The organism is Massilia sp. Soil_C_3, from assembly GCF_057657035.1.
Window position 1 is genome coordinate 222,421 of the sequence record NZ_JBDGJG010000007.1, and the last position, 24,844, is coordinate 247,264.

At 66.6% G+C, this 24,844-nt stretch carries 21 protein-coding genes and 1 pseudogene; 16 read left to right on the forward strand and 6 right to left on the reverse strand.

Translation table 11 applies throughout. The features are described from left to right. Positions 1–9: 9 nt before the first annotated feature. Complete coding sequence (locus AC3A6F_RS16175; RefSeq protein ID WP_487682453.1) at positions 10–1,959, reverse strand: S9 family peptidase; 1,950 nt, start codon at positions 1,957–1,959, stop codon at positions 10–12. An 87-nt stretch (positions 1,960–2,046) separates the two neighbouring features. Between AC3A6F_RS16175 and AC3A6F_RS16180 the strand changes: the two genes are divergently transcribed. From AC3A6F_RS16180 to AC3A6F_RS16195, 4 genes are read left to right on the forward strand one after another with little or no spacing between them, the layout of a single operon-like run. Further along, entirely contained in the window at positions 2,047–2,712 is a 666-nt protein-coding gene (locus AC3A6F_RS16180) for a ribonuclease HI family protein (protein WP_487682455.1), read from the forward strand. Next, positions 2,709–3,368 carry an HD domain-containing protein gene (locus AC3A6F_RS16185; RefSeq protein ID WP_487682458.1) on the forward strand — a complete coding sequence of 220 codons (660 nt, stop codon included), beginning with the start codon at positions 2,709–2,711 and terminating at the stop codon, positions 3,366–3,368. Before AC3A6F_RS16180 ends, AC3A6F_RS16185 begins: the two co-directional genes overlap by 4 nt. A gap of 49 nt (positions 3,369–3,417) precedes the next feature. Beyond that, positions 3,418–4,662, forward strand: coding sequence for an MFS transporter (locus AC3A6F_RS16190; RefSeq protein WP_487682460.1), 1,245 nt, complete (start codon positions 3,418–3,420; stop codon positions 4,660–4,662). A 3-nt stretch (positions 4,663–4,665) separates the two neighbouring features. Beyond that, positions 4,666–5,508: an EamA family transporter gene (locus AC3A6F_RS16195; RefSeq protein ID WP_487682462.1), complete on the forward strand. Its 843-nt coding sequence runs from the start codon at positions 4,666–4,668 to the stop codon at positions 5,506–5,508. Positions 5,509–5,521: 13 nt separating this feature from the next. Here the strand turns inward: AC3A6F_RS16195 and AC3A6F_RS16200 are convergent, their stop codons facing one another. Continuing rightward, the gene (locus AC3A6F_RS16200) at positions 5,522–7,690 is read right to left on the reverse strand and encodes a TonB-dependent receptor plug domain-containing protein (RefSeq protein ID WP_487682464.1); all 2,169 of its coding nucleotides are present in this window, start codon (positions 7,688–7,690) and stop codon (positions 5,522–5,524) included. 286 nt (positions 7,691–7,976) lie between these two features. Between AC3A6F_RS16200 and asd the strand changes: the two genes are divergently transcribed. Next, entirely contained in the window at positions 7,977–8,831 is an 855-nt protein-coding gene (gene asd / locus AC3A6F_RS16205) for an archaetidylserine decarboxylase (protein WP_487682466.1), read from the forward strand. On the opposite strand, the gene AC3A6F_RS16210 is transcribed toward asd, so the two are convergent. Then, positions 8,821–9,786 (reverse strand): LysR family transcriptional regulator, encoded by a 966-nt coding sequence (locus AC3A6F_RS16210; protein ID WP_487682468.1) that lies wholly within the window; start codon positions 9,784–9,786, stop codon positions 8,821–8,823. The genes asd and AC3A6F_RS16210 overlap by 11 nt on opposite strands. Positions 9,787–9,897: 111 nt before the next feature. Here AC3A6F_RS16210 and AC3A6F_RS16215 point away from each other — a divergent pair, with 111 nt between their 5' ends. The 10 genes from AC3A6F_RS16215 (at position 9,898) to AC3A6F_RS16260 (ending at position 20,245) form a co-directional block, all read left to right on the forward strand. After that, a complete protein-coding gene (locus AC3A6F_RS16215) occupies positions 9,898–10,494 on the forward strand; it encodes an FMN-dependent NADH-azoreductase (protein WP_487682470.1) in 597 nt (198 codons plus the stop codon). A gap of 40 nt (positions 10,495–10,534) precedes the next feature. Beyond that, positions 10,535–11,404, forward strand: coding sequence for a pirin family protein (locus AC3A6F_RS16220; RefSeq protein WP_487682472.1), 870 nt, complete (start codon positions 10,535–10,537; stop codon positions 11,402–11,404). Between the two features lie 104 nt (positions 11,405–11,508). Further along, positions 11,509–11,979 carry a hypothetical protein gene (locus tag AC3A6F_RS16225; protein ID WP_487682474.1) on the forward strand — a complete coding sequence of 157 codons (471 nt, stop codon included), beginning with the start codon at positions 11,509–11,511 and terminating at the stop codon, positions 11,977–11,979. Between the two features lie 72 nt (positions 11,980–12,051). Beyond that, the gene (locus AC3A6F_RS16230; protein ID WP_487682476.1) at positions 12,052–13,020 is read left to right on the forward strand and encodes a succinylglutamate desuccinylase/aspartoacylase family protein; all 969 of its coding nucleotides are present in this window, start codon (positions 12,052–12,054) and stop codon (positions 13,018–13,020) included. 99 nt (positions 13,021–13,119) lie between these two features. Then, positions 13,120–13,416 (forward strand): ArsR/SmtB family transcription factor, encoded by a 297-nt coding sequence (locus AC3A6F_RS16235; protein ID WP_487682478.1) that lies wholly within the window; start codon positions 13,120–13,122, stop codon positions 13,414–13,416. 9 nt (positions 13,417–13,425) lie between these two features. Then, positions 13,426–14,490 (forward strand): alkene reductase, encoded by a 1,065-nt coding sequence (locus AC3A6F_RS16240; protein ID WP_487682480.1) that lies wholly within the window; start codon positions 13,426–13,428, stop codon positions 14,488–14,490. 229 nt (positions 14,491–14,719) lie between these two features. After that, entirely contained in the window at positions 14,720–17,377 is a 2,658-nt protein-coding gene (pepN, locus tag AC3A6F_RS16245) for an aminopeptidase N (protein ID WP_487682482.1), read from the forward strand. A 7-nt stretch (positions 17,378–17,384) separates the two neighbouring features. Continuing rightward, complete coding sequence (locus tag AC3A6F_RS16250) at positions 17,385–18,104, forward strand: hypothetical protein (RefSeq protein WP_487682484.1); 720 nt, start codon at positions 17,385–17,387, stop codon at positions 18,102–18,104. 381 nt (positions 18,105–18,485) lie between these two features. After that, positions 18,486–18,923, forward strand: coding sequence for an acyl-CoA thioesterase (locus tag AC3A6F_RS16255; RefSeq protein ID WP_487682486.1), 438 nt, complete (start codon positions 18,486–18,488; stop codon positions 18,921–18,923). Between the two features lie 122 nt (positions 18,924–19,045). Further along, the gene (locus tag AC3A6F_RS16260) at positions 19,046–20,245 is read left to right on the forward strand and encodes a right-handed parallel beta-helix repeat-containing protein (RefSeq protein WP_487682488.1); all 1,200 of its coding nucleotides are present in this window, start codon (positions 19,046–19,048) and stop codon (positions 20,243–20,245) included. A 26-nt stretch (positions 20,246–20,271) separates the two neighbouring features. On the opposite strand, the pseudogene arsC reads toward AC3A6F_RS16260, so the two are convergent. Beyond that, positions 20,272–20,616 (reverse strand): annotated as a pseudogene (gene arsC / locus AC3A6F_RS16265) (arsenate reductase (glutaredoxin)); the annotation flags it as partial. Between the two features lie 190 nt (positions 20,617–20,806). Here arsC and AC3A6F_RS16270 point away from each other — a divergent pair. After that, the gene (locus tag AC3A6F_RS16270) at positions 20,807–21,436 is read left to right on the forward strand and encodes a 1-acyl-sn-glycerol-3-phosphate acyltransferase (protein ID WP_487682489.1); all 630 of its coding nucleotides are present in this window, start codon (positions 20,807–20,809) and stop codon (positions 21,434–21,436) included. Positions 21,437–21,445: 9 nt separating this feature from the next. Here AC3A6F_RS16270 and AC3A6F_RS16275 read toward each other — a convergent pair whose 3' ends face one another. Beyond that, entirely contained in the window at positions 21,446–23,122 is a 1,677-nt protein-coding gene (locus tag AC3A6F_RS16275) for a SulP family inorganic anion transporter (RefSeq protein WP_487682491.1), read from the reverse strand. A gap of 122 nt (positions 23,123–23,244) precedes the next feature. Beyond that, positions 23,245–24,735, reverse strand: coding sequence for a GGDEF domain-containing protein (locus AC3A6F_RS16280; protein ID WP_487682493.1), 1,491 nt, complete (start codon positions 24,733–24,735; stop codon positions 23,245–23,247). Positions 24,736–24,844: the final 109 nt, after the last annotated feature.

The following is a 24,844-nucleotide window of genomic DNA, read 5'->3' on the forward strand; positions in this document are numbered from 1 at the left end:
GGATGCGGATCAGCGCTTCAGGTGCTTGTCCAGGAAGGCAAGGATCTTCGCATCCGCCACGGCCGCGTTCTTTTTCTTGGAGAAGCCGTGGCCCTCGTCGTCGAACACGACGTACTCGACTTCCACCTTGTTCTTGCGCACCGCCTCGACGATCTCGTCGCTCTCGGCCTTGATCACGCGCGGGTCGTTGGCGCCCTGGATCACCATCAGCGGCTTGCGGATGTGATGGGCGTGGAATAGCGGCGAGGTCGCGACCAGGAACTCCTTGTCCTTGACCGGGTCGCCGATCTCGTCGTACAGCGCCTTACGCTGCGCTTCCCAGTACGGCGGGATGCTTTCCAGGGTACGCACCCAGTTGCTGACGCCGAAGATGTCGATGCCGACCTTGAACGCCTCGGGCCGGAAGGCCAGCGCCGCCAGGGTCATGTAGCCGCCGTAGCTCCCGCCCATGATGCCGATGCGCTCCGGATCGATATAACCCTGGCTGGCCAGCCAGGTCTTGGCCTCGACGCAGTCCCACAGCGGCTCCATGCCGTGCTTGCGATCGTCGGCGCGGAAGAAGGTCTTGCCATAGCCCGAGCTGCCGCGGTTATTGATGCCAAGGACCGCATAGCCGTGATTGACCAGGTACTGGATCCGGGCGCTGTAGCCGCGCATGGTCTGGCCACCCGGGCCGCCGTGCACCAGCACCACCGCCGGCACTTTCGCACTCGGCGACGCGCCCTTCGGCCGATAGTAGATCGACGGGATCACCATGCCGTCGAAGGACTTGAAGCGCACCACCTCGGCCTCGACCAGGTCGTTCGGGTCGATCTCGGGGTTCAGGCTGCGCGTCAGCTGCGACGTCTTGCCGCTCCTGAAGTCGTGCACGTACAGATTGCTGGGCGAGCCGTCGCCGTTGAGGTAGAACGCCATCAGCTTGCCGCTCTCCGAGAAAGTCACCTGCCGCATCTCGCCGCCCGGCAGCTTGGGCAAAGCCACCGGGTTGCCTGCCTCGTCATACAGCCGTACCTCGATGCTGCCGTCGCGGTTGACCAGGCTGACGCGGTGACGGCCGTTGCGCGAATAGTCGGTGCCCAGCAGGTCCCAGTCGGCCTTCTCGACTTCCTTGACGTCGCCGCTGGCCAGGTCATAGGCCTTGATGCGTGCGAACTCGCCCTGTGCATTGCTCGTGAACAGCAGGCGCTTCGATGCCGGGTCGAAGTCCGCCGCCGCATGGCTGGCCGGCTCCTTGTGCGGCGTGATGTGTTTCATCTCGCGCGCCTGCACGTTATAGATATAGACGTCGCTGTCCGACGTGGTGGCGGGCTTGTTGAAGGCCAGCCAGTTGCCGTCGCGGCTGATGGCCGAGACATTCATGCCGCTATCGTTCTTGTACATCATCGTGCGCGCATAGGTGGCGGCGTCGTACAGGTACAGATCGAAGAACTTCGGATCGCGTTCGTTGGTGACGACGTAGAAGCCGCTGCCGTCCGGCTTCCAGCCTGCGAACGATGCTTTCAGCTTGTCGCCTGGCGTGAGGTCACGCTCTTTCCCATCGAGCTCGCGCACATACAGGTGGTTCTGCTCGTCGCCGCCGCCGTCGCGCGTGAACAGGATGCGGTCGTCGTTATAGAAGTAGCCGACGGCGTAGGTGGTGTCGGTCTTGGACGCGGTCAGCGCGCGCGGCTTGCCGCCGCCGACGGGCACCGTATAGGCGTTGAAGATGCCGGACTCGTTACTGCTGAACAGGATCTGCTTCTCGTCCTTGCTGAACGAGGCGCCGGTGAGCGATGTCGTCGCCATGAACTGCTCGATCGTGTAGCGCTTGACAGGCTGAGTGCGCGCCTTGGCGGTCGTCTTGACCGGCGCGGCCTTGTCGACTTTGGCGGCTTGGGCAAGGGCCTGCATCGGCGCCAGACCAGCGCCGGCGAACATGGCGAACACGGACAGACTGATAGCACGGCGATTCTTATGCATACGTTCTCCTATAGTTGAGTCCAACAGGATGAGTGTTTCAAAAGTCTTAACATCTGTCAACAAACGCGAATCGGTTATGCTCTCGCCATGAACGACCTCGCCACCCTGCAAGCCGCCGCCTTCAAGGCCGAGCTGTCCGCCGCCCGGCGCCTGACGGCGCGCACCGGCATGCCGGAGGCCGATGCGCTTGAACGGACATTGGCGCTCAGCGCCGGCAGCGCCGGACTGGCCAGCCTGCTCACCGACCGTCAGGCCCAGCGCCGCCACGCCGAACTGCAGGCAGCGCGGCGCCAGGCCAGCGCCGCCGCCGCGCGCACCCGCGGCGCGGGGCCGGAGGCCAGCGCCTGGCGCGCCTGGTTCGACGGCTCGGCACGGCCAAACCCGGGCCGCTGTGGGCTGGGCGCCGTGCTCGAAGGGCCGGCCGGCGAGCGCTATGAACTGTCCGTCGACGGCGGCCATGGCAACAGCAGCGAAGCGGAATACCGCGCCCTGAACGCCGTGCTGCACGCGGCCGTCGAGCATGGCGCGACCGACCTGCTGGTGCTGGGCGACAGCCAGGTCGTGATCGACGACGTCAACGCCCCCGATGGCGCCAATGCGCCGGCCCTGGGCCTGCTGCGCAGCGAGGCACTGGCCCTGCTGGCCGGCCTGCCGCAGGCGCGGCTGCGCTGGATCCCGCGCCACAAGAATACACGGGCCGACGCGCTGTCCCAGCGCGCCGTGCCGCCCCTCACCCTGGAACAAGAAGCATGACCGACACGAGCAATACCGATCTCGCCGGCTGGCGCACCAGGCTGGCCGCCATGGCCGCCGGCAGCGCCGACACCGACGGCGCCCACGACAGCGCCCATCTCGACCGCGTCTGGCGCACTGCGCAGGCGCTGCTGGAACACCATCCCGAGGCCGACCGCCTGGTGGTGCTGGCCGCCTGCTACCTGCACGACCTGGTCAACCTGCCGAAGAACGACCCCGAACGCAACCAGGCCTCGCGCCGCTCGGCGCGGCTGGCGCGCCACCAGCTTGCCCACCTGGGATTCCCGGCCGACAAACTGGACGCCGTGGCGCATGCGATCGAGGCGCACAGCTTCTCGGCCGCAATCCCCGCCGAGACGATCGAAGCGAAGATCGTGCAGGACGCCGACCGCATGGACGGCCTGGGCCTGGTGGGCCTGGCGCGCATGTTCTATATCGCCGGCCGCATGGAAAGCAGCCTGGCCCACCCCAGCGACCCGCTGGGAAAGGAGCGCGACTTCGACGACCGCCGCTATTCGCTCGACCACATCATGGTCAAGCTGCAGAAGCTCCCGGACATGATGCAGACCGACGCCGCGCGTGCACTGGGCCGCGAGCGGCTGGCCAAGTTGCTGGCCTTCCGCGAGGAATTCGCGGCCGAATGGAGTGGATCCTAGGCTCTTAGAGCAATGCTAAGATAGACGAACTGTATTGACCGAGGTGTCCATGACCAGTTCGACCGCAGCACCGCAACCCGTCTCCGGCAAGCTCAATTTCGTCCTCGTCTGCGTCTTCATCGACATGCTCGGCATCGGCCTGATCGTCCCGGTCCTGCCGCTGCTGCTCGACCAGTTCGTCGACGGGCCGGACAAGCGGGCCTTGTGGTACGGGCTGCTGGCGGCGACCTTCGGTATCCTGCAGTTCCTGTTCATGCCGGCGCTCGGCGCGCTGAGCGACCGCATCGGGCGCCGTCCGGTGCTGCTGTATTCGATGGCCGGCATGTGCCTGAACTTCCTGGTCACGGCCTGGGCGCCCAGCCTGGCCTGGCTGTTCGTGGGCCGCATCATCGGCGGCATGTCGTCGGCCAGCATGTCGGTCGCCTCGGCCTACGCCTCTGACATCTCGACCCGCGAGAACCGCGCCAAGGCCTTCGGCAAGATCGGCGCCGCCTTCGGCCTGGGCTTCATCTGCGGCCCGATGCTGGGCGGCCTGCTGGGCGACGCCAACCTGCACCTGCCGTTCTACGTGGCGGCGGCGCTGTCGGCGGCGAACCTGGTGTATGGCTTTTTCTTCGTGCCGGAGTCGCTTGCCAAGGAAGGCCGCGAACCGTTCAAGCTGGCGCGCCTGAATCCCTTTTCGGCCTTGCTCCGATTGGTGAAGCGCGAAGACATCCGCGGCCTGGTGGTCGTGATCACCCTGGCCACCTTCGCCCAGATGATGCTGCAGTCGACCTGGGTGCTGTACACCACCTTCCGCTTCGACTGGACGCCGCGCGACAATGGCATCGCCCTCTTTTGCGTCGGCCTCGGCTCGGTGGTGGTCCAGGCCTGGCTGCTGGGCAAGCTGATCCACCGCTTCGGCGAGGTGCGGCTGTCGCTGATGGCGCTCACCTCCGGCATGCTCACCTTTCTCGCCTACGGCCTGGCCACCGAGGGCTGGATGATGTACGTCTTCATCCTGGCCAATGTGCTGGCCTATGCCACCGGGCCCGCCCTGCAGGGCATCGTCTCGAAGTCCTCGCCACCCGATCAGCAGGGCGAGGTGATGGGCTCACTGCAGTCGATCGGCAGCCTGGGGGTGATCGTCACGCCCCTGCTCGGCACCGGCATCCTGAGCGCGGTCAGCCACCTGCCCCCTGGCGACTGGCGGGTCGGCAGCAGCTTCTTCTTGTGCGCGGCCATGCAGGCGGTGGCATTGATCGTGGCGTGGCATTACTTTCGCAGCCATCAATATGCCGGCGTGAAGGCCTAGGCCATGCCAACCCACGTGCTTGCCGCGATCCTGTTCGCGGCCTTGCTGCATGCGGCGTGGAATGCCGCCCTCGAGTCGCAACCCGACACGTTCATGGCGGCGCTGGCCGTGACCAGCGGCGCCGCCGTGCTGGCTGCCCTTGCGCTTCCCTTCCTGCCGGCGCCGGATGCGTCCAGCTTTCCCTTCATTGCTGCCTCCAGCATGCTGCAGATCGCCTACTACCTGCTTCTGGCGGCAGCCTATCGGGTGGCCGACATCGGCCATGCATACCCGCTGATGCGTGGCGTCGCACCGGTCCTGGTGGCGCTGGGCGGCGGACTGCTGGCCGGCGAGTCGCTGCACGGCGCCCAATGGATCGCCATCGGCCTGATCTGCGCCGGCGGCGCCGCACTGACGCTGGGTGCGCGCGGCCACGCCTCGGGCGGGCTGCGTCCAACCGCCCTGGTGCTGCTCACCGCGACGGTGATTGCGGCATACACTCTGGTCGATGGCCTGGGCGTGCGGCGCTCGGGCGCTCCAGCTGCCTACACCGCCTGGATCTTCTTGTTAACCGGGATCGGCATCGCGGCCCTGTCATGGCGCCGCAGCGCCGGCCAGCTGCCGGCCTACCTGATCCGCCATCCCGGACTGGCGCTGATGGGCGGCGCAGCAACCACCGGCTCGTACGGCATCGCCTTGTGGGCGATGACTCAGGCGCCCGTCGCGGTGGTCGCCGCCCTGCGCGAAACCTCGATCGTGTTCGCCACCGCGATCGCCGTCTTCGTGCTGCGTGAGCGCGCCACCCGCGCCCGGATCTGCGGCGCCGGCCTGGTGGCGCTGGGCGCGGCGGCGGTGCGCCTGGCGTAACCGGGATCGACGGTCAAAACTTCAGCTCATAGTTCGCCTGGATGCGCACCGCGCCCGGATAATCGAAGCGGCGCTTCTCGACGCCGGCAACCGGATCGGCGTAGGTCACCTCGAAGCCCGAATCCTCGTGCGCCAGGTTCGATAGCGACAGCCGGACCAGCCGCTTCGGATCGAAGCGCCACGCCGCATAGGCTTCGAGGTCGGTGCGCGCTTCCGAGTAGTAGCCACGATTGGCGGTCACCCTCACCTGCCCGTTGCGCGTGAAGGCGACGCTGCCTCCCAGCGCCAGCGCTCCCGCCTTGTAGTCGAGACCGATATTGGCCGACAACGGCGTCTGCCGCTCCAGTCGGTTATCGGGGCCGGGGACCGATTTCACGCGCGCCCAGTGACGGCTCACGCCAGCACGCACATCGATCGCCGGCGCTTGCGCAAACAGCGAAGTCAGGGGGAATTTGGTTTCCAGTTCAAGCGTGCGGACCTCGGCGCGGCCGTCGTTCACCGGCGTGACGATCCAGCGGTAGCCGTCGAAGTAGATGCGGTTGCTGGTGTAGTCCTCGATGCGGCGCAGCGACGCACGCAGCGCGACCATCGCGCTCTCGGCCCAGTAATGTTCGTATCCGGCATCCACGCCCCAGGCCAATTCGGGCTTGAGCTCCGGATTGCCCTGGAAATCGGCCTCGGTAGCGCTGTTGTTTTCCCAAACCTGGCGGCGCGGCAGCAGATTCCACAGATCCGGCGCCTTGTAGGTACGGGTCACGGCGAAGCGCAGCTGGTCGCCCTTGCGGTCGGGGATCTTCCACAAGGTCTGCAGGATGGGACTCCAGACGTTGGAGCTGCTGCGGGTGGCGTCGAACGAGTCGCCCGAGGCGCGGATGCGGATACCTTCCCAGCGCAGGCCCAGGTACATCGACCACTGCGGCGTGATATTCCATTCATCCTGGGCGTACATCGCCATGCGGGCCACGCGCGCCTCGAACGTTTCGTCGAGCGGCAGGCCGGGCGGAAAGACCCGGATCGCGTCGCGTTCGTGGCGCATCTCGTCGCGCCAGCCGACGCCGCCGTCCCAGCCGGCCGCGATGGCGTGGCCGTTTTCCAGCTTGCGCATATACTTGCCGGTCGAATTCGCACCGCGATCACGCCAGCCGGAAGCGACCCAGCCGTCGGTGACCGGAACGCCAAGGGGGGCGGCGCCCCGGCGGAAGATCATGTTGTCGGCATTCTCGCCGCTGAGCCCCAGCTTGGTCTCCAGGGTCGCGCCGGAATCGAGTTCGGTGGTCCATTTCAGGTCGGTGCGCAGGTCTTCGGCGTCGGCCCTCATCCGGTTGTGCTGGTCGGGGACCGGTGGCGGCTGGCCGATCTCGGTCGCGATCGACAAATGGGTGCGGTTGCGGAAGCGATTGACGTTGACGAAGGTCTCGACACTGAACGTGTCGCCATCCGCCAGCGTCCATTCGAAACGCGGGGTCAGGTTCATCCGCCGCATGCGGCCCTCTTCCGGCGCGCTCGTCATCCGCGCCAGGGCAACTGCGCCGCCTGGCGCGATGGTCTCTTCGAAGATGCTCCAGGCGCGGTCATAGCGCTCCGCGGTCGCGTCGCCGGCGAGCGACCAGGCGAAACCCTCCCCGCGCTCGCTCAACTGCAGCGCCGCATTGGGGCCCCTGAACTGCGACGATTGCAGCATCCCCAGCTTGAGCTGGCGCTCGCGTTCCTTGGCAACGCGACGCAGGATGATGTTGACGGTGCCGGCCACCGACTGCGTCGAGAGGTCGGCAGTGGCCGCACGCAGCACTTCGATGCGTTCAACCACCTCGGGCGACAGCGAATCGAAGTCGAAGCCGCCAGGCGGCCGCTCGCCATTGATCAGGATCTGCGTATAGCCGGCGCCGAGTCCGCGCATCTGGATTTCACCGCCCCGCGCCTGGTTGGTGTTCACGGTCACGCCCGGCACACGCTTCAAGGCATCGAGCACCGAACGGTCGCCATAGCGGCCCAGCTCATCGCGCCCGATCACGGTGCGGGTGGCGGTGTCGTCGCGGCGCGGGTCATAGCTGGCGCTACTGCCCTTGATTTCTACCTGTGAGACAGGAGCTCCTGCTTCTTCCTGCTGTGCGCACGTCGGGCCGGCGAACGCCGCCAGGATGATGAGGGAAAGGGGACGGCGGCTTCGGTTCGGCGTTTTCAAAGGGGATCTCCTCGTTATTGGGTGTATATGGAGGAAATATATGCCCATCATTGGCACAATGTAAACGTCTTATTGGAAGTTTATGCTTCTCACATGAAGAATTATATTATTCCATGTACTAGCAATCCGAACTTCCATACAAAAGCATCAGCACCAGCGTTCGCCACTGTGCCACCACCTGGAGTACACTCGGGCATGCCTTGACATGGAAATATCATTTCCATTCGGCACTTTCGCTGTAGCACGCCCGCTATAATGCGCACTTTTCGAAGAAAGGCGATCGCCCGTGTCCCGCATAAAAGTCTTGCCGCAATACGTCATGCCGAAACAGGCGATGACCAACTTCGCCGGCCGTGTCGCCGGCCACAAGGGCGGGTCGATGACGACCAGCCTGATCCGTTGGTTCGTGGGCAAGTACGGGGTTAACATGGATGAGGCGGCCAATCCGGACATCGCCAGCTACCCCAGCTTCAATGAATTCTTCACCCGTCCGCTGCGCGACGGCGTGCGTCCGCTGGCGGCCAGCGACTATGTATGCCCGGTCGACGGCGCCATCAGCCAGTTCGGCGACATCGACGACCACCAGATCTTCCAGGCCAAGGGCCACAAGTTCACCACGGCCGAACTGGTCGGCGGCGACCAATCGCTGGCCGCGCATTTCCAGCACGGCCACTTCGCCAACGTCTACCTGAGCCCGAAGGATTACCACCGCATCCACATGCCGTGCGACGGCCGCCTGACGCGCATGATCTATGTGCCGGGCAAGCTGTTTTCGGTGAATCCGACCACGGCGCGCGGCGTGCCGGGCCTGTTCGCGCGCAACGAGCGCGTGGTGTGCGTGTTCGAGAGCGACGAATTCGGGCCCTTCGTGATGACGCTGGTCGGCGCGACCATCGTCGGCAGCATGGCCACCGTCTGGCATGGCGTCGTCAATCCGCCGCGCATGCCGCGCATCTGCGACTGGCACTACGAGCCGGGCCAGGTCACCCTGAAGAAGGGCGAAGAAATGGGCCGCTTCCTGCTCGGCTCCACCGTCGTGATGCTGTTCCAGCGCGGCGCCATCGCCTTCAATCCGGCCTGGGCGCCGGAAGGCAAGGTGCGCCTGGGCGAACCGATGGGCGAGCGGCCGCTCACCGCCTGAGTTCATCCTCCAGCGCCGCGCGCGCCTTGAATGCGGCCACCGCGGCATGCGGGCTATGGCCTTTCTCGGTGCACGCCGATTCGATCATCTCCAGGAAGGCCCGGGTCTTGGCCGGCATCAGCTTACGGCTTGGGAACACCGCCCAGCCGCTGGCGGTCGGCATATCCCATTCCGGCAGCACCCGCACCAGCTCACCAGTCTGAATATAGGGCTGGGCGAACAGCGTCGAACTGAGCGCGATGCCGGCGCCGCGCGAGGCGATGCGCGCCAGCAGGTCGGGCGAGTTCGCCGTCAGCCGCGCGTTGAGCGCGCGCTCCCACCTCAGCTTCCCGCGCATCAGGACCCACGGCATGGCCCCACCGGTGCGGCTCAGGATGCACAGCACGTCGTGTGCATCGAGGTCGTCGGGATGCTCGGGAATGCCTCGCCGCGCCAGGTAGCTGGGCGCCGCGTACAGGCCGGGCTGCTCGAGCGTGATCGGACGCGCGCTCAGGGTCGCGTCGTTCGGCAGATCGCCCATGCGGATCGCGATATCGAAATTCTCCGCCACCAGGTCGACCCGGCGCGGCGTCAGGTCCATCTCGAGCCTGACCGCCGGATAGCGCTCCAAAAAGCGCGCGATGACTTCGTTCAGGCCGCTGTTGGCGAAGTCGCCCGGCGCCGAGATGCGCAGCTTGCCGCTCGGTTCGCCCTGGCGGTGCTGGGCCAGCGCGCCGGCGGCGTCGACTTCGTCGGCCAGGCGGCGCGCGTGCTCGTACAGGCTGGCGCCGAATTCGGTGACCACCAGCTTGCGGGTCGTACGCTGCAGCAGGCGCTCGCCCAGGGTCGTCTCGAGCAGCGCCAGGCGGCGCGAGACGGTCGACTTGGGCAGATTGACGCGCTCGGCGGCGCGGGTGAAGCTGCCCGACTCGACGATCCGGGCAAACAGCAGCAAGTCATTCGGTTCCACATCCATGATTGTCCCACCAGCAGAATAATGTTATCCATTTTACTGGCTTCCGGACTGATTTTGGAATTGATAAAGTGTTCCCCATCGAAACTCTCTACCAAACGAAGGGGCCTGACCATGAACATCCTGCACATCACCACCAGCGTTCGCGGCGACGCATCGGAATCGACCCGCGTCACCCAGCAGATCGTCGACAAGCTGACCGCCGCCAACCCGGGCGCGACCGTCGTGCGCCGCGACTTCGGCGCCCAGCCGCACCCGCTGCTGGACGGCGCCACCGTCGGCGCCCTGTTCACCCCGGCGGACCAACGCAGCGCTGAACAAGCAGCGCGCGTCGCCCTGGACGATGCGCTGATCCTCGAGGCGCAGGCGGCCGACGTGATCGTGCTGGGCGCCCCGATGTACAACTTCGCGATGCCGGTGCAACTGAAAAGCTGGTTCGACGCGATCGCCCGCGCCGGCGTGACCTTCCGCTATACCGAGACCGGTCCGGAAGGCCTGCTGAAAAACAAGAAGGTGTACGTGGCCGCGGCCCGTGGCGGCGTGTACGACGAAGCGGCCGACCCGCAGGTGCCGCAGATGCGCGCCCTGCTGAACTTCCTGGGCCTGAACGACCACACCTTCATCTATTCGTCGGGCATGGCGATGGGTCCGGACGCCGTGACCCAGGGCCAGGCCGCGGCCAACGCAGCGATCGAGGCAGCACTGGCGTAATCTGCCGCCCGCCAGGCGGCGCAACCAACAGGAGAACAGCATGAATACCGCAGTTGCCACTACCACCATCCAGAAAACGCGTAGCGTCGAGCGCATCATCAACGGCCAGTTCGTGATGGACGGCGCGGGCGTGAAGATCAACCGCGTGCTGACCGGTCCCCTGCAGCGCCGCCTGGATCCGTTCCTGATGCTCGACGCCTTCGGCAGCGACAAGCCGGGCGACTACATCGCCGGCTTCCCGGAGCATCCGCACCGCGGCTTCGAAACCATCACCTATATGCTGGCCGGCCGCATGCGCCACCGCGACAGCGCCGGCAACGAGGGCATGATCACCGATGGCGGCGTGCAGTGGATGACGGCCGGCCGCGGCGTGATCCACTCCGAGATGCCGGAGCAGAACGAGGGCCTGATGGAAGGCTTCCAGCTGTGGCTGAACCTGCCCGCCAGCGACAAGATGGTCGAGCCCTGGTACCGCGACATCCCGCTCGAGGACGTGCCGCGTTTCACGTCGGACGATGGCGTGACGGTGCAGGTGATCGCCGGCAGCACCCACGGCGTGGCCGGGGCCGTGCAGCGCGCGCATACCGAGCCGCTGTATCTCGACCTGGAGATCCCGGCCGGCGTGAGTTTCGAGCAGCCGATCCCGGCCGGCCACAATGCCTTCGTCTACGTGTTCCGTGGCGAGGCGGTCATCGAGGGCAAGGGTGTCGGCTCGGGGCGCATGGCGATCCTCGACAATGCGCCCGGCGCCGATGGTGTGCGCATCAAGGCAGTGGAGAATACCCGCGTGCTGGTGCTGGCCGGACGTCCGCTGAATGAACCGATCGCGCAGTACGGTCCGTTCGTGATGAATACCCAGGCCGAGCTGCAGCAGGCGGTGGAGGATTTCCGGGCCGGCCGTTTCGTGTAACTGGTATCGCTGCAGGGCGCCCACCAGCCGCCCTGCAGCTCGCTGTGCGAAGGGGCCTGCCATGCGCTACACTCTCGGGATGACACAAGCGCAACAACATTGACATGGCACTGCTGGACACCCTGGGCGAGCTCTGGATGCGCGCGAGCCGGGCCATGGGCCTGGAAAACGCCGACCGCTTCCCGCCTGGCCACGCCTATCCCCATACTCGCTGGAACAAGGCGTATTTCGACATCCCGTCCGACTACAAGGCGGACCGGATGGAGACCATCGTCTGCGCCGCGATCGCCAACACTCCCTATGTGTTCGGCGAGATCCGCAACCCCACCCCACGCATGCAGCGCGCGCTGCTGTCCATCGTCGAGTCGCGCCTGCGCCGCGCCGATGCGCCGGCCGACCTGGTGCATCTGTTGATCAAGGCTTACCGCCAGCCGCATACGCCGGACATCGTGCCGGGATTGCGCGCCGCAATCGCCGCCAACGCCCAATACGACGCCAATATCCAGGCGCATGCGGTGCTGGCCTACCTGGGCGACGCGCCGGCGGGGTTTGGGGTGATCGAGGCACAGGGCTGAGCTGTCCTTTCGAGCCCTTGCGCATTGTCCGCTAGAATAACCACCCTCCTTCGTCCTACAGCCCACACCGCCATGACTTCCGCCCGCCAGTTCCAATTCAAATCCATCAACTACACGGCCCTAGCGGCCGGCCCGCGCGTCATCATCATGGGCGCCACCCATGGCAACGAGGTGTGCGGCACCAAGGCGATCCAGCGGGTCATGGAGGAAATCGACAGCGGCGTCCTGCACATCGCGGCCGGCAGCGTCACCTTCGTCCCGATCGTCAATCCGCTGGCCTATGCCCAGAACACCCGCAACGGCGACCGCAACCTGAACCGCGACCTGTTCCCCAAAGAGAAGCCGCTGGACTTCGAGGACCAGATCGCCAACTGGCTGTGCCCCCTGCTCGGCCAGCACGACGTGCTGCTCGACCTGCACTCCTTCGCCGCCACCGGCGAGCCGTTCGTGATGGTCGGGCCGCTCGACAACGACGGCACGCTGCAGCCGTTCCGCCACGCCGCGAAGGAACGCGCCTGGGCGCGCCGCCTGGGTGTGCACCGCTTCGTCGACGGCTGGCTGGCCACCTATGGCGACGGCGTGCAGCGCCGCAGCCGCAGCGCCGACGAACTGGAAACGGTGCTGCGCTACGGCGTCGGCACCACCGAGTACATGCGCAGCACCGGCGGTTTTGCGCTGACGCTGGAATGCGGCCAGCACGACGATCCGGCCGCGCCGGACGTCGCCTACCGCGCCATCATGAACACGCTGGCCCACCTGGGCCTGATCGCCGCCGCGGATCCGGAACCGGTCGCCTTCGACGAGATGGAAGCACTGTCGATGGTCGTGGTGCACGACAAGCTGCACGCGGACGACGCCTTCGTGCGTCCGTGGAAAAGCTTCGACCCGGTGAGCGAAGGCGAACTGCTCGGCCACCGCGCCGACGGCACGCCGGTAGTGGCCGAATTCGGCGGCCGCATTCTGTTCCCGGCCGCGAACGCCGCCGCCAACACCGAGTGGTATTACCTGACCCGCCCGAACGCGACTTTCGGCCGCGAGTAAGACCTTGAACAGGGCATTTCGAGCCGTCGCCAGCAAACATTTCTTGAATATCGTAAGATGACGATATTCGGATCGAAAGAAGCCGATATAAGGAAATCCATGGACATCGACGCGATCCACAAGGCCCTGGCCAACCCGGTGCGGCGCCAGATCCTGCAGTGGCTCAAGGAGCCGCAGCAGCACTTCATCGAGCAGGAACACCCGCTCGAGATGGGTGTGTGCTGCAAGCTGATCGACCAGAAAACCGGCCTGTCGCAATCGACCGTGTCGGCGCACCTGGCCACCCTGCAGCGCGCCGGGCTGGTGAGCACGCGTCGCGTCGGACAATGGATTTTCCTCCAACGGAACGAGGAAGCGATCCATGCCTTCCTCGCACAACTGAACGACGGACTTTAGGAATACCCGATGACTACAATGTTTGACCCGATCAAGGTGGGCGCCCTCGAATGGCCGAACCGCATCGTCATGGCGCCGCTGACCCGTTCGCGCGCCGATGGCGGCGCACGCGTGCCGAATGCGCTGATGGCCGAATACTATGTGCAGCGCTCGTCGGCCGGGCTGATCCTGTCCGAAGCGACGTCGGTGACCCCGATGGGCGTGGGCTATGCCGATACGCCGGGCATCTGGTCCGACGAACAGGTCGAAGGCTGGAAGATCGTCACCGAGGCCGTGCACAAGGCCGGTGGCCGTATCTTCCTGCAGCTGTGGCACGTGGGCCGCATCTCGGATCCGTCCTTCCTCGACGGCGAGCTGCCGGTCGCGCCGTCGGCAATCCAGCCCGATGGCCACGTGAGCCTGCTGCGTCCAAAGCGCCCCTTTGTCACCCCGCGCGCGCTCGCACTCGATGAAATCCCCGGCATCGTCGCCGCCTACCGCAAGGGCGCCGAGAACGCCAAAAAGGCCGGCTTCGACGGCGTCGAAGTCCATGGTGCCAACGGCTATCTGCTCGACCAGTTCCTGCAGGATTCCACCAACAAGCGTACCGACGCCTATGGCGGCCCGATCGAGAACCGCGCGCGCCTGATGCTCGAAGTGACCGACGCCTGCATCGACGTCTGGGGCGCCGACCGCGTCGGCGTGCACCTGGCGCCGGCCCGCGATTCGCACGATATGGGCGATTCGACCCCGGCCGAGACGTTCGGCTACGTGGCGCGCGAACTTGGCAAGCGCAAGATCGCCTTCATCTTCACCCGCGAAGGACAAGGTCCGGACGCACTGGGCCCGATGATCAAGAAGGAATTCGGCGGGGTCTGGATCGCCAACCAGCAGCTCACCCGTGAAAAGGCCGAAGAACTGATCGCCAGCGGCACCGCCGACGCGGTGTCGTGGGGCCAGCTGTTCATTGCCAACCCGGACCTGCCGAAGCGCCTGCAGCTGGGTGCGCCGCTCAACGAACCGAATACCGATACCTTCTACCATCCGGGCCCGGTCGGCTACACCGACTATCCGGAACTGGAACAGGCTGCCTGATTTTTCGTTTTCGCCACCGCTTCGCTGCCCTGTCGCCGGCGAAGCGGCGGCGCCTCTTTCAACGGGACCTACGCGGTCCCGTTTTTTCGCGTATTGACACCGACATCGAATCTGCATAGCGAAAGTACGCAATCTCTCCAACAGGTGTCCAGCGTGGAACGTTAGTGCTATTCTTGCGCGATTGACATTTCGCGCACCCAGATGCGCCCACCGAGAGAGAGGATATTCAGTGAACTTTCCTGCACACCGCACGATGGCCGTCGCCATCGCTTCCGCCTTCGTCTTCGGCGGCGCCGTCCACGCCGCGCCGGCCAAGCAAGCCGCCCCGGTCCGCGCCGAAACCGCCTTCCTGTCGCAGGACGACGCGTTTGCCCGTTCCGCGCGCATCGCGAACGTGGACTATGTGCTGGACTTTACGCTGACCGGCAAGGAAACATTCGCCGGCACCACGACCGTCACCTTCGACCTCAAGGACACGAATTCCGCCGTCACCCTCGACCTGAACAAGGCCACCGTCAAGTCGGTCAGCGTCAACGGCAAACCGGTCCAGGCTCGCTACAATGACTGGTTCATCACCATCGATCCGGCGCATCTGGCGAAAGGCCGCAACACCGTCACCGTCGCCTACGAGCGCCTGCACAGCACCAATGGCGAAGGCCTGCACCGCATGGTCGACCCGGCCGATGGCCGGGTGTATGCCTATTCGCACTTCGAGCCGGTCGCCGCCCAGCAAATGTTCCCGCTGTTCGACCAGCCCGACCTGAAGGCCAGCTATACCGTCACCGTCACCGCGCCGAAGGACTGGCATGTGGTCACCACCACCCGCGAAACGAAGATCATTGATGCCGGCGCCAACCGCCGCTGGACCTTCAAGCAAACGAAGCGCCTGAGCCCCTACAACTTCTCGCTGCACGCCGGTCCCTACCAGGTCTGGGAAGACAATAGCGGCAAGTACCCGATGCGCCTGTTTGCGCGCCAGTCGCTGGCCAAGCAGGTGGTTCCCGCCGACTGGTTCCGCCAGACCAAGGCCGGCATGACCTTCTTCGAAGAGTACTTCGGCATCCCCTACCAGTTCGAGAAATACGACCAGCTGATCGTGCCCGACTTCCTGTACGGCGCGATGGAAAACGCCGGCGCCATCACCTTCGCCGAAGCGCGCTACGGCGTGGCCAATATGACGGCCGACCAGAAGCAGTCGATGACCGAAGTGATCATGCACGAGATGGCTCACCAGTGGTTCGGCAACCTGGTCACCATGAAGTGGTGGAACGGCCTGTGGCTCAACGAGAGCTTCGCTTCCTTCATGGGCATCCTGGCCACCGCCGAATCGACCGAGTTCAAGGACTCGTGGCAGAAGTTCTACCAGACCGGCAAGCAGCGCGCCTATATTCAGGACCAGACCGCGAGCACCCACCCGATCGAGGTGCCGGTGCCGTCCTCAAGCAATGCCTTCGACAATATCGACGCCATCACCTATTCGAAAGGCGGCGCCGCCCTCAAGCAGCTGCGCCACCTGCTGGGTGAAGAAGTGTTCCGCCAGGGTGTGCACAACTACCTGGTCAAGTATTCGTGGCAGAACGCCACCCTCGATGACTTCATCAACACCCTGGCCAAGACCGCCGGCCGCGACCTGTCGGGCTGGACGAAAGAATGGCTGTACCACGCCGGCGTGAACACGATCGCCGCCAATTACAGCTGCAGCAACGGCAAGATCAGGGACTTCACCCTCACGCAAACCGCGCCGGGCAAGGACCTGCCGACGCTGCGCGAACAGCGCGTGCAGGTGGCGGCGTTCAAGATCGACGGCGGCAAGCTGTCCCTGATCAAGAACGTGCCGGTGACCTACAAGGGCGCGAAGACCGCGGTCAAGGACCTCGATGGCGCGGCCTGCCCGGACCTGGTCTATCCGAACTACGAGGACTGGGGCTATGCGAAAGTCCAGCTCGACGCCCGCTCCTTCGATACCGCGCGCACCAAATTGTCGCAAGTCGACGATCCGCTGCTGCGCGCCATGCTGTGGCAAAGCCTGTGGGACGGCGTGCGCGACGCCCAGCTGCCGCTGAACGACTTCATCACCGTGGCGCTGAACAATGCGCCGCAAGAGAAGGACTACACCCTGCTCGGCGACGTGCTGGGCAAGGTCGTCCAGTCGAAGGCCTACCTCGACGCCATGCGCCTCGATAACGCGTATGCGAAAGAGACCTATGCGGCCCTGGAGAAGATGGCCTGGGACGGCGTGCTGGCGCACAAGGCGAACGCCGACGTCCAGCGCCGCTGGTTCGGCCTCTACGTGAGCGTGGCCTCCAGCCCCGACGCGCTGGCGCGCCTGGCCGGCATCCTCGACGGCAAGATGGATGCCGCCGGCCTGCAGCTCACCCAAGACGTGCGCTGGTCGATCATCGCCCATCTCAACCGCTACAACCATGCCGGCGCCGACGGACTGATCGCGGCGGAGAGTGCGCGCGACAAATCCGACGCCGGCCAGGTGGCGGCGGTGGCTGCCACCGCGGCGCGCCCGGATCCGAAGGTCAAGGCCGAGTGGGTCGGCAAGATCGAAGACCTCAAGTCGCCGCTCCCATTCTCGCGCATCCGCACGGCGATGGGCAGCGTGTTCCCGGCCGAGCAGGGCCAGTTGAACGAGCTCGAGGCCGATGCGCGCCTGGCGCGCCTGCCGGCGATCGACAAGGCGGCGGGCCCGGTCTATATGCGCGCCTACGCCATCACCATGATCCCGACCGCCTGCACGCCGCAGAGTGTTCAGCGCCTGAGCCGCGCCGCCGACCAGATGAAGGACCTGTCGGCCTTCACCCGCCGCTCGCTGCTGGACACCTTGCAGAACGAGCAGCGCTGCGTGGCGATCAAGGCGGCGATGACGGCGCCGAAGTAAGCGCTTGATGCGCGCGGACGCCGGCCTGATGCCGCGCCGCGCGCCGGGTTGGCCGCTTGCGGCCACGCTCGGCGCGCACCTGCTGCTCGCATGGTGGTGGCTCGATGCCACTGGCGTGCGTTCGTTGCCATCCATCGTGCCGGCGCTGCGTGAATTCCTCGTGGTGCCGGTGCTGGTGCCGCCTGTCCCTGAATCCACGCCAGCCGTTCCAATTCCCCGTTCCACTCCTCGCTCGCCGGCACGCGTTCCTGTCGAAGCACAGCCCATCACGCCCCCCGCGGATGCCCCGGTAGCGGAGTCTGTCGCCGGACCCTATCCCGATCCACTGGCGCAGCCTTCGCCGCAAGACGATGCCGCATCCGAAGAAGCCACGCTGGCCGGCCGCGCCAGGCGTGCGGCCGGTAGCGTCGATCAAGACCTACGCAAGGGCAAGCTGGCCCCGCTCGAGCCGACCGACACGCCATGGAAGCGCTTTGCCAGCGCCGTCGAAGGCGCCCGCAAGGATACTTCGCGCACGCTGACCTCGGAGAGCTACACCTCGCCCGACGGCACCATCGTCTACCGCTTCCGCAAGAACGGCAAATATTACTGCCGCACCGGCGGCGGCGTGCGGCCGAGCATGTTCGGCGCCGAGGGCGGCGGCGCAGTCCTGTTCGACAAGCCCGGTGGCGGCGGCATCGCCGGCCTCGTGCCCTGCCCCTCCGGCGCCGAGTTCAAACGCGACTGAGCGTTGCCCGTCACGCCGCCGGACGGAACGCACAGCTCCGCCACCCGGCGCCATGCGCCGTCCGCTCCGCACTCTGCCGGCGGGTGTTCGCGCAGCAGCGCGCCCAGGTCGAGCGGCGCGCTGCTGCGCACCTTGACCCCGCGCGCGATCGGCACGCACACCGCGTCATGCCAGGCCGCCGCCTGACCTTCTGGCGTGGGCAGTGCACCGCGCAAGCGGACGGCGGCCTCCTCGCACGCGGCGCTGCTGGCGAACTCGCCGCGCAGGCTGCTGCTCTCCAGCGTGACATCGAGGTTCTGTTGCAGATACAGCAGCAGGATCATCGTGAACATATAGAATAACGAAGTTCGCGGCCCGGGCCGCGCTTGCAGAGGAAACACATTGGACTGGGATTATCCGCAACCGTTCATCCTGCCCGTCGTGCCGCAGTCCGGCGACATCGATGGCCTGAACCACACCAATAACGCGGTCTACGTGCGCTGGTGCGAACAGGCCGGCTGGGCCCACTCGGAGGGGCTGGGCCTGTCGCTGGACGACTACCGGCGCCTGGACCGCGCGATGGCGATCCGGCGCGGCGACTACGAATACTTGCTGCCCACCGTGGAAGGCGAGGCGCTGAGCCTGGCCACCTGGCTGGTCGGCGGCGACGGCAAGCTGACGATGGAGCGCCGCTTCCAGCTGGTGCGCGACAGCGACGGCGCCACCGTGCTGCGCGGGCGCTGGGAGCTGGTCTGCATCGAGATCGGCAGCGGCCGGCCGCGCCGCATGCCAGCCGAATTCCTGGACACCTATATGCCCGTGGTGGTCGCACCAGCCTGAGCCCCGGCCCGCGCGCATGGTTGCATTGCGCATGCTCAAGGACGAGTTTGATCGATCCGGCGTACCACCCGCTTGGGCGCGATCAGACTGGTTCCGTCACCCGATCCGACGACGAGGATGCGATGCTCCGGATTCTGCCCAAGATCCCGATCGATATGCGCCTGATCCTGTTCTGGCTGCTGGCCTGCCCGCTGCTGGCGGGGCAATTGCTGGCCGGCTGCCGGCTGCGCGACGGCGGGCACGAAGAATTGGTGGTGCCCGAGCTGGTGCGCACCCACCTCTATCTCGCGCCCAGCGGGTCGGACAGCAATCCCGGCACCCGCGCCGAACCCTTTCGCACCCTCGCACGCGCGGCCCAGGTGGTCACGCCGGGCACCACCGTGCACGTGGCGCCCGGCATCTATTCAGGCGGCGTGCGCACCGTCACCAGCGGCACGCTCGAAGCGCGCATCGTCTTCCAGAGCACCGAGCGCTGGGGCGCCAAGATCGTGCCGCCGCTCGACGCGCGCCAGAGCGCAGCCTGGGACAACCGCGGCAACTACGTCGACATCATCGGCTTCGAGGTCGACGGCACCCAGTACCAGAGCGGCATGAAATGGCTGAGTGGCATCTATAACGGCGGCTCGCACAACGGCGTGCACGGCAACCGCATCCACCACATCGGCAACGACGTGCCGTGCGAGCCCAAGGGCGGCTCGGGCATCGGCATCGACAGCTACTTCAAGGGCGTGGACGTGGTCGTGACCGGCAACCACGTGCACGACATCGGCCCACCAGGCTGCCGCTACATGCACGGCATCTATGTCAGCACCACGGCCAGCGTGCGGGGCAACGTCGTCTATCGCGTGTCGGGCGCGGGCATCCATTTGTGGCACGACGCCAACCGCGTGACCGTGCGTGGCAATACCGTGGCGGCATCCGGCACCGGCATCGTGGTCGGCGGCGGCGACTTTTATCACAGCAAGGGGCCGAACGACCACACCCACGTCAGCAACAACATCGTCTACGACAACGGCAACGGCATCCTCGAACAAGGGGCGATCGGCCGCCACAACAGCTTCCGCAACAACCTCGTGTACCAGAATGCCGGCGACGACTGGAAGCTGTCGCCCGGCCGCGAGCATACGGGCAGCATCAGCGCGCCGCCACAGTTCGTCGAATACAGCGCCAGCGGCACGCCGGACTTCCGCCTGCGCCGCGGCTCGCCGGCGATCGGGCAAGGCTTGCAGTCCGACTCGGCGCCGCCCGGCAGCGGCAATACCGGGGCGCGGCCGATACGCAAGGCCGATATCGGGGCGCTGCCGTCGGCGCCGCCGTCATAGCGGCGCCGCTTACAAGTCTTCGCTTACAGGATTTCGCGCACCCGCTCGAACGGACGGCACAGGCGCACGCCTTTCGGTGTGACCACGAAGGGCCGCTCGATGAGGATCGGATGCGCGGCCATCGCATCGAGCAGGGCGGCATCGTCTACTTCCGACCGGTCGAGGCCAAGCTCGGCGTACAAGGCTTCCTTGCGGCGCACGGCGTCGCGCGGCTGCAGGCCGGCATCCGCGATCAGGCGCGCCAGTTGCTCGCGGCTGGGCGGCGTGGCCAGGTACTCGATCACTTGCGGTTCGTGGCCGGCCTCACGGATGACGGCCAGGGTATTGCGCGAGGTGCCGCAGCGCGGGTTGTGGTAAATCGTGATATCCATTGTCATTACGCGTCGTATCGGATTGTTATCGGTTTGTCGTTCAGACAGCGGCATGATAACCACAGTGCATACCCGGCACCAGCGTTTTTGCTTGTCCCCCCTCCCCGCTCCGGCTAGAATCCCACGCTTGATTTTCTAGAGCGTAATGGAACTCCATAGCCACATGTCATTACGCCGTAACGGAGACCGGATGGACGATTACCTGCAGCGCCCCGAAGCATTGCCTACCCTGCGCCAGCGCACCGCGCTGCGCGTGCTGCAGCTATTCGGCTGGAAGGTCTACTTCAAACCGCTGCCCGGTCCCCACGGGATCGCGGTCATCTACCCGCATACCTCGAACTGGGACTTCCCCATTGGCATGGTCGCCAAATGGGCGCTGGATACCCCGTTCCGCTGGCTGGCCAAGGATACGCTGTTCCGCGGCGCGATGGGCCGCCTGATGCGCTACTGGGGCGGGATCGCCGTCGACCGCCGGGCGCCGATGGGCGCCACGCGCCAGCTGGCGCAGCAGATACTGAAGGAAGACTGGTGCTGGGTCGGCATCACGCCGGAAGGCACGCGCGGCTATCGGCCTCACTGGAAGAGCGGCTTCTACCACCTGGCGCAGACCGCCGGCGTGCCGATGCTTCTGGTCAGCTTCGACTACAAGAAGAAAGAGCTGCGCCTGACCGAAACGCTCCAGCCATCCGGCGACATCGAGCGCGACATGGAATTCATCCGCGCCGTGTACCGGGACGTCACCGCCCTCTTCCCGGAGAATGCGGCGCCGATCGTGCTCGCTTCGAAGGACGACAAGGACGCCGAGCGCAAGCGCGCCTGACGTTTTTTCTCAGGCGGCCGGCTGCGGCCGGCCAGCCGCACTCGACCCCGCCAGCCTGTCCCAGGCATTCGCCGCGCTCAGGAATACCTGCCCGCTAAGCTGGCCCAGCAGATCGCTGTCCCGCAGCCGGTCCATCACCGGTCCTTTCACTTCGGCCAGGTGCAGGGTCACGCCACGCTGGCGCAGCGACGCGTTCAACTCTCCCAGTCCGAACAGGGCCGAAGTGTCGATCGCATTCACCGCCGACAGCACCAGCACCAGGTGGGAGGTAGAGGCATGTTCCGCCAGTTCCTCGTCGATGCGCTCGTTCACCGCATCCACGTTCCCGAAGAACAGCCCGGCGTCGACCCGCAGCATCAGCAAGCCCGGCGTGGTCTCCGCCGAATAGCGGTCGACGTTGCGGAAGTGTTCGGTGCCGTGGATGCGGCCGAGCACCGCGATGTGCGGCCGGCTGGCGCGCCAGATCAGCGCGCCCATCGACAGCGCCACACCCACCAGCACGCCCGCCTCGACCCCCAGCACCAGCACGCCGCCGGCGGTGGCCAAGAGCGCCAGCGCGTCGGCGCGGTCGTAGCGCCAGGCGGTGCGCAGGGTCGACCAGTCGAGCATGCCAAGCACCGCCACGATGATGGTCGCGGCCAGCGTCGGCAGCGGCAGCAGGGCCAGCCAGCCGGTGGGCGCCACCAGCGCCAGGGCCAGGAGGCCCGCCGTGATCATGCTCGCCAGCTGGGTGTTAGCCCCGGCCGCGAAATTGACCGCCGAGCGCGAGATGCTTCCGGTGACGGGAAAGCCGCCGGAGAGGGCACTGCCGACGTTGGCCGCGCCCAGGCCGACCAGCTCGCGGTTGCTGATCAGCTTTTCGCCGCCGCGCTTGAGCGCCAGCGCCTGGGCGCCGGACATGCTGATCAGGAACACCATGAAGCCGATCAGGAGCGCCGGCTGCAGCAAGGCCTGCCAGTGGGCGCCCGAGGTGGCCAGGTTCAGTCCCGGCAGGCCGGCCGGCACCGCGCCGGTAGTGGCCACGCCCAGGCGGTCCAGGGCCAGCAAGGGCACCAGCGCGGTCGCGCCCAGCACGACGAACATCGGCGCCAGCTTGGCCGCGATGTCGGCCACGACGGGCTTGACGCGCAAGCAGCGCAACAGCGGCGCCAGCCATTCGCGCGCCATCACCAGCAAGGCCAGGGAGCCGAAGCCCAGCGCGATGCTGGGCCAGTGCGGCGTGGCGTCCAGTGCGATCGGGCCGCCGACCAGCGTGCGCAACTGGCCCCAGGCGATGACGATCGCCGAGCCGATGGTGAAGCCGCTCATCACCGGGCGCGAAAAGAAATTGGCGAGAAAGCCGATGCGCAGCAGGCCGCAGGCCAGCAGGACCAGGCCCGACATCAGCGCCAGCTGGGCCGCCAGCACGCCATACAGGCCGGTGCCGGGCGTGGCCAGCGGCGCCAGCGTCGACGCCGTCATCAGCGACACGATGGCCATCGGCCCCACCGATTGGGTGCTGCTGGTGCCGAACAGCGCGTACAGCAGCGGCGGGAAGATGCTGGCATAGATCCCGACCACCGGCGGCAGACCGGCTACCAGCGCATAGGCCATGCCCTGCGGGATCATCATCATCGCCACCACGATGCCGGCGCTGATGTCGCCCGGCAGCGCGGCGCGCCGGTACTCGCGCAGCCACTGAAGCATGGATTACCCTGGGACGTCTTGCCTGTTTGAAAGGCCGCTAGCGTAGCATAAATACTGCATATCGATATTCGGTTTGTGATCGCCCAACCTGCAGGCCTTGCGCAGGGCTGGCGGCAAGCCGCTCAGGACATCGCCAATTCCACGCAGTTGCGGCCAGCCCGCTTGGCGCGCGCCAGCGCGGCGTTGGCCCGCACCGCCAGCGAATCGCCACTTTCGCTCTCGCCCAACTGGGCCACACCCAGGCTGATGGTCACATGGTCGCAGCCCGGGATCTCGACCTGCTCGATCGCGGCGCGCAGCTTCTCGGCCATCTTGAGGCCGTCGATCGCGCTGGTATGCGGGGCGATCACCAGGAATTCCTCGCCGCCCGAGCGCACCAGCACGTCGCTCGCGCGCAGCAGCGCGCGCGCGGTGTTGGCCACGGTGCGCAGCACGATGTCGCCCACCGGATGCCCGAAGCTGTCGTTGACCTGGCTGAAGCGGTCGATGTCGAAGCTCACAAGCGCCAGCGGCAGGCGGTAGCGGCGGGCGCGCTTGATCTCTTGCTCGAGCAGGTGTTCGCCGTGGCGGCGGTTGGCGACCTCGGTCAGGGCGTCGGTGGTGGCCAGGTGGGTCACCCGCGTCAGCAAGACCTCGTTCTCGCGCGTCACCTCGGCCATGCGCAGGCCGTGCGAGGCCAGCTGGGCCAGGTCCTCCAGCGCCTGCAGCTGCGCGCGCGAGAAGGCGCGTGCATGGTTGAACATCAGGCATAGCGAGCCGCGCGGGCCGCCCGGGCCCTGGCCCGGGATCGGCAGGCCGACCACCATGCGCACGCCAAAGCGCTCCAGGCTGGCCGCCAGTTCAGGCTCGCCCGCCTTCTCCGGCGCGTCGAGCAGGGTGAATTCCCCGCTGGCGGCGGCCAGCAGGCCGGGGAAGGCGTGGCGCAGCGGCGACTGCAGCAGGCGGCCCTCGACCTCGAGCAGCGCCATCAGGTGCAGGCCGGCCACACCCTGCTCGGCTTCCAGGTGCAGGTCGTCGTCGCGGTGCTGGAACAGCGCCGCGTGCACCAGGCCCGGCCAATCCATGACGGCCGCACACAGGCGTTCGGCAAAGCGCACGCTGTCGTCGGCCTCGCCCAGCGCCTGCTGACTGGCGCCGCGCAGCGCAAGCAGGGTGTGCAGCTCGTCCTCGGCGGAGGTTGGCACGAGCACCGGCGCCAACGGTCGCGCGAAGCCGGTGCGCAGGCGCGCGTCGAGCAGCGCGCGGGTCTGCTGCGCGCGCAGCGGTCCGATGGCGTAGTCGATCGGGCCGAAGGCCATCAGCGCCGGCAACCAGCGCGCATTGGTGAAAGGGCACAGCGCCAGGGTCGGCTTGCCGGCCCGTTCGGCCACCAGGGCGCCCAGGGCCGCCAGGTCGATGCCCAGCTCGCAGCGTTCGAGGTCCAGCACCACGAGATCGGCCGGCTCGCGCGCCAGCAGGCTGCGCGCCTGCTCGGCGCCGGAGGCCACCCGCAACTGCGCGAACACGCCGGCACAGGCGCTCTGGAAATCGGCGCGGCGCTGGCCCACCGGGTTCACAAAAAGGCAGCTGTAGTCGATGTTCACTTCGTCCGCGTGCGCGCCGTCTTCTACCATCCTCATTCTCCAAAACGTTTCCAGGCATTACCGATTCGCCATGTTTGCCTCGCGAGTGTGCCATAACCTCGGCACTGTGTGTGGAACCGCACCGTCGCGCCGGGCCGTG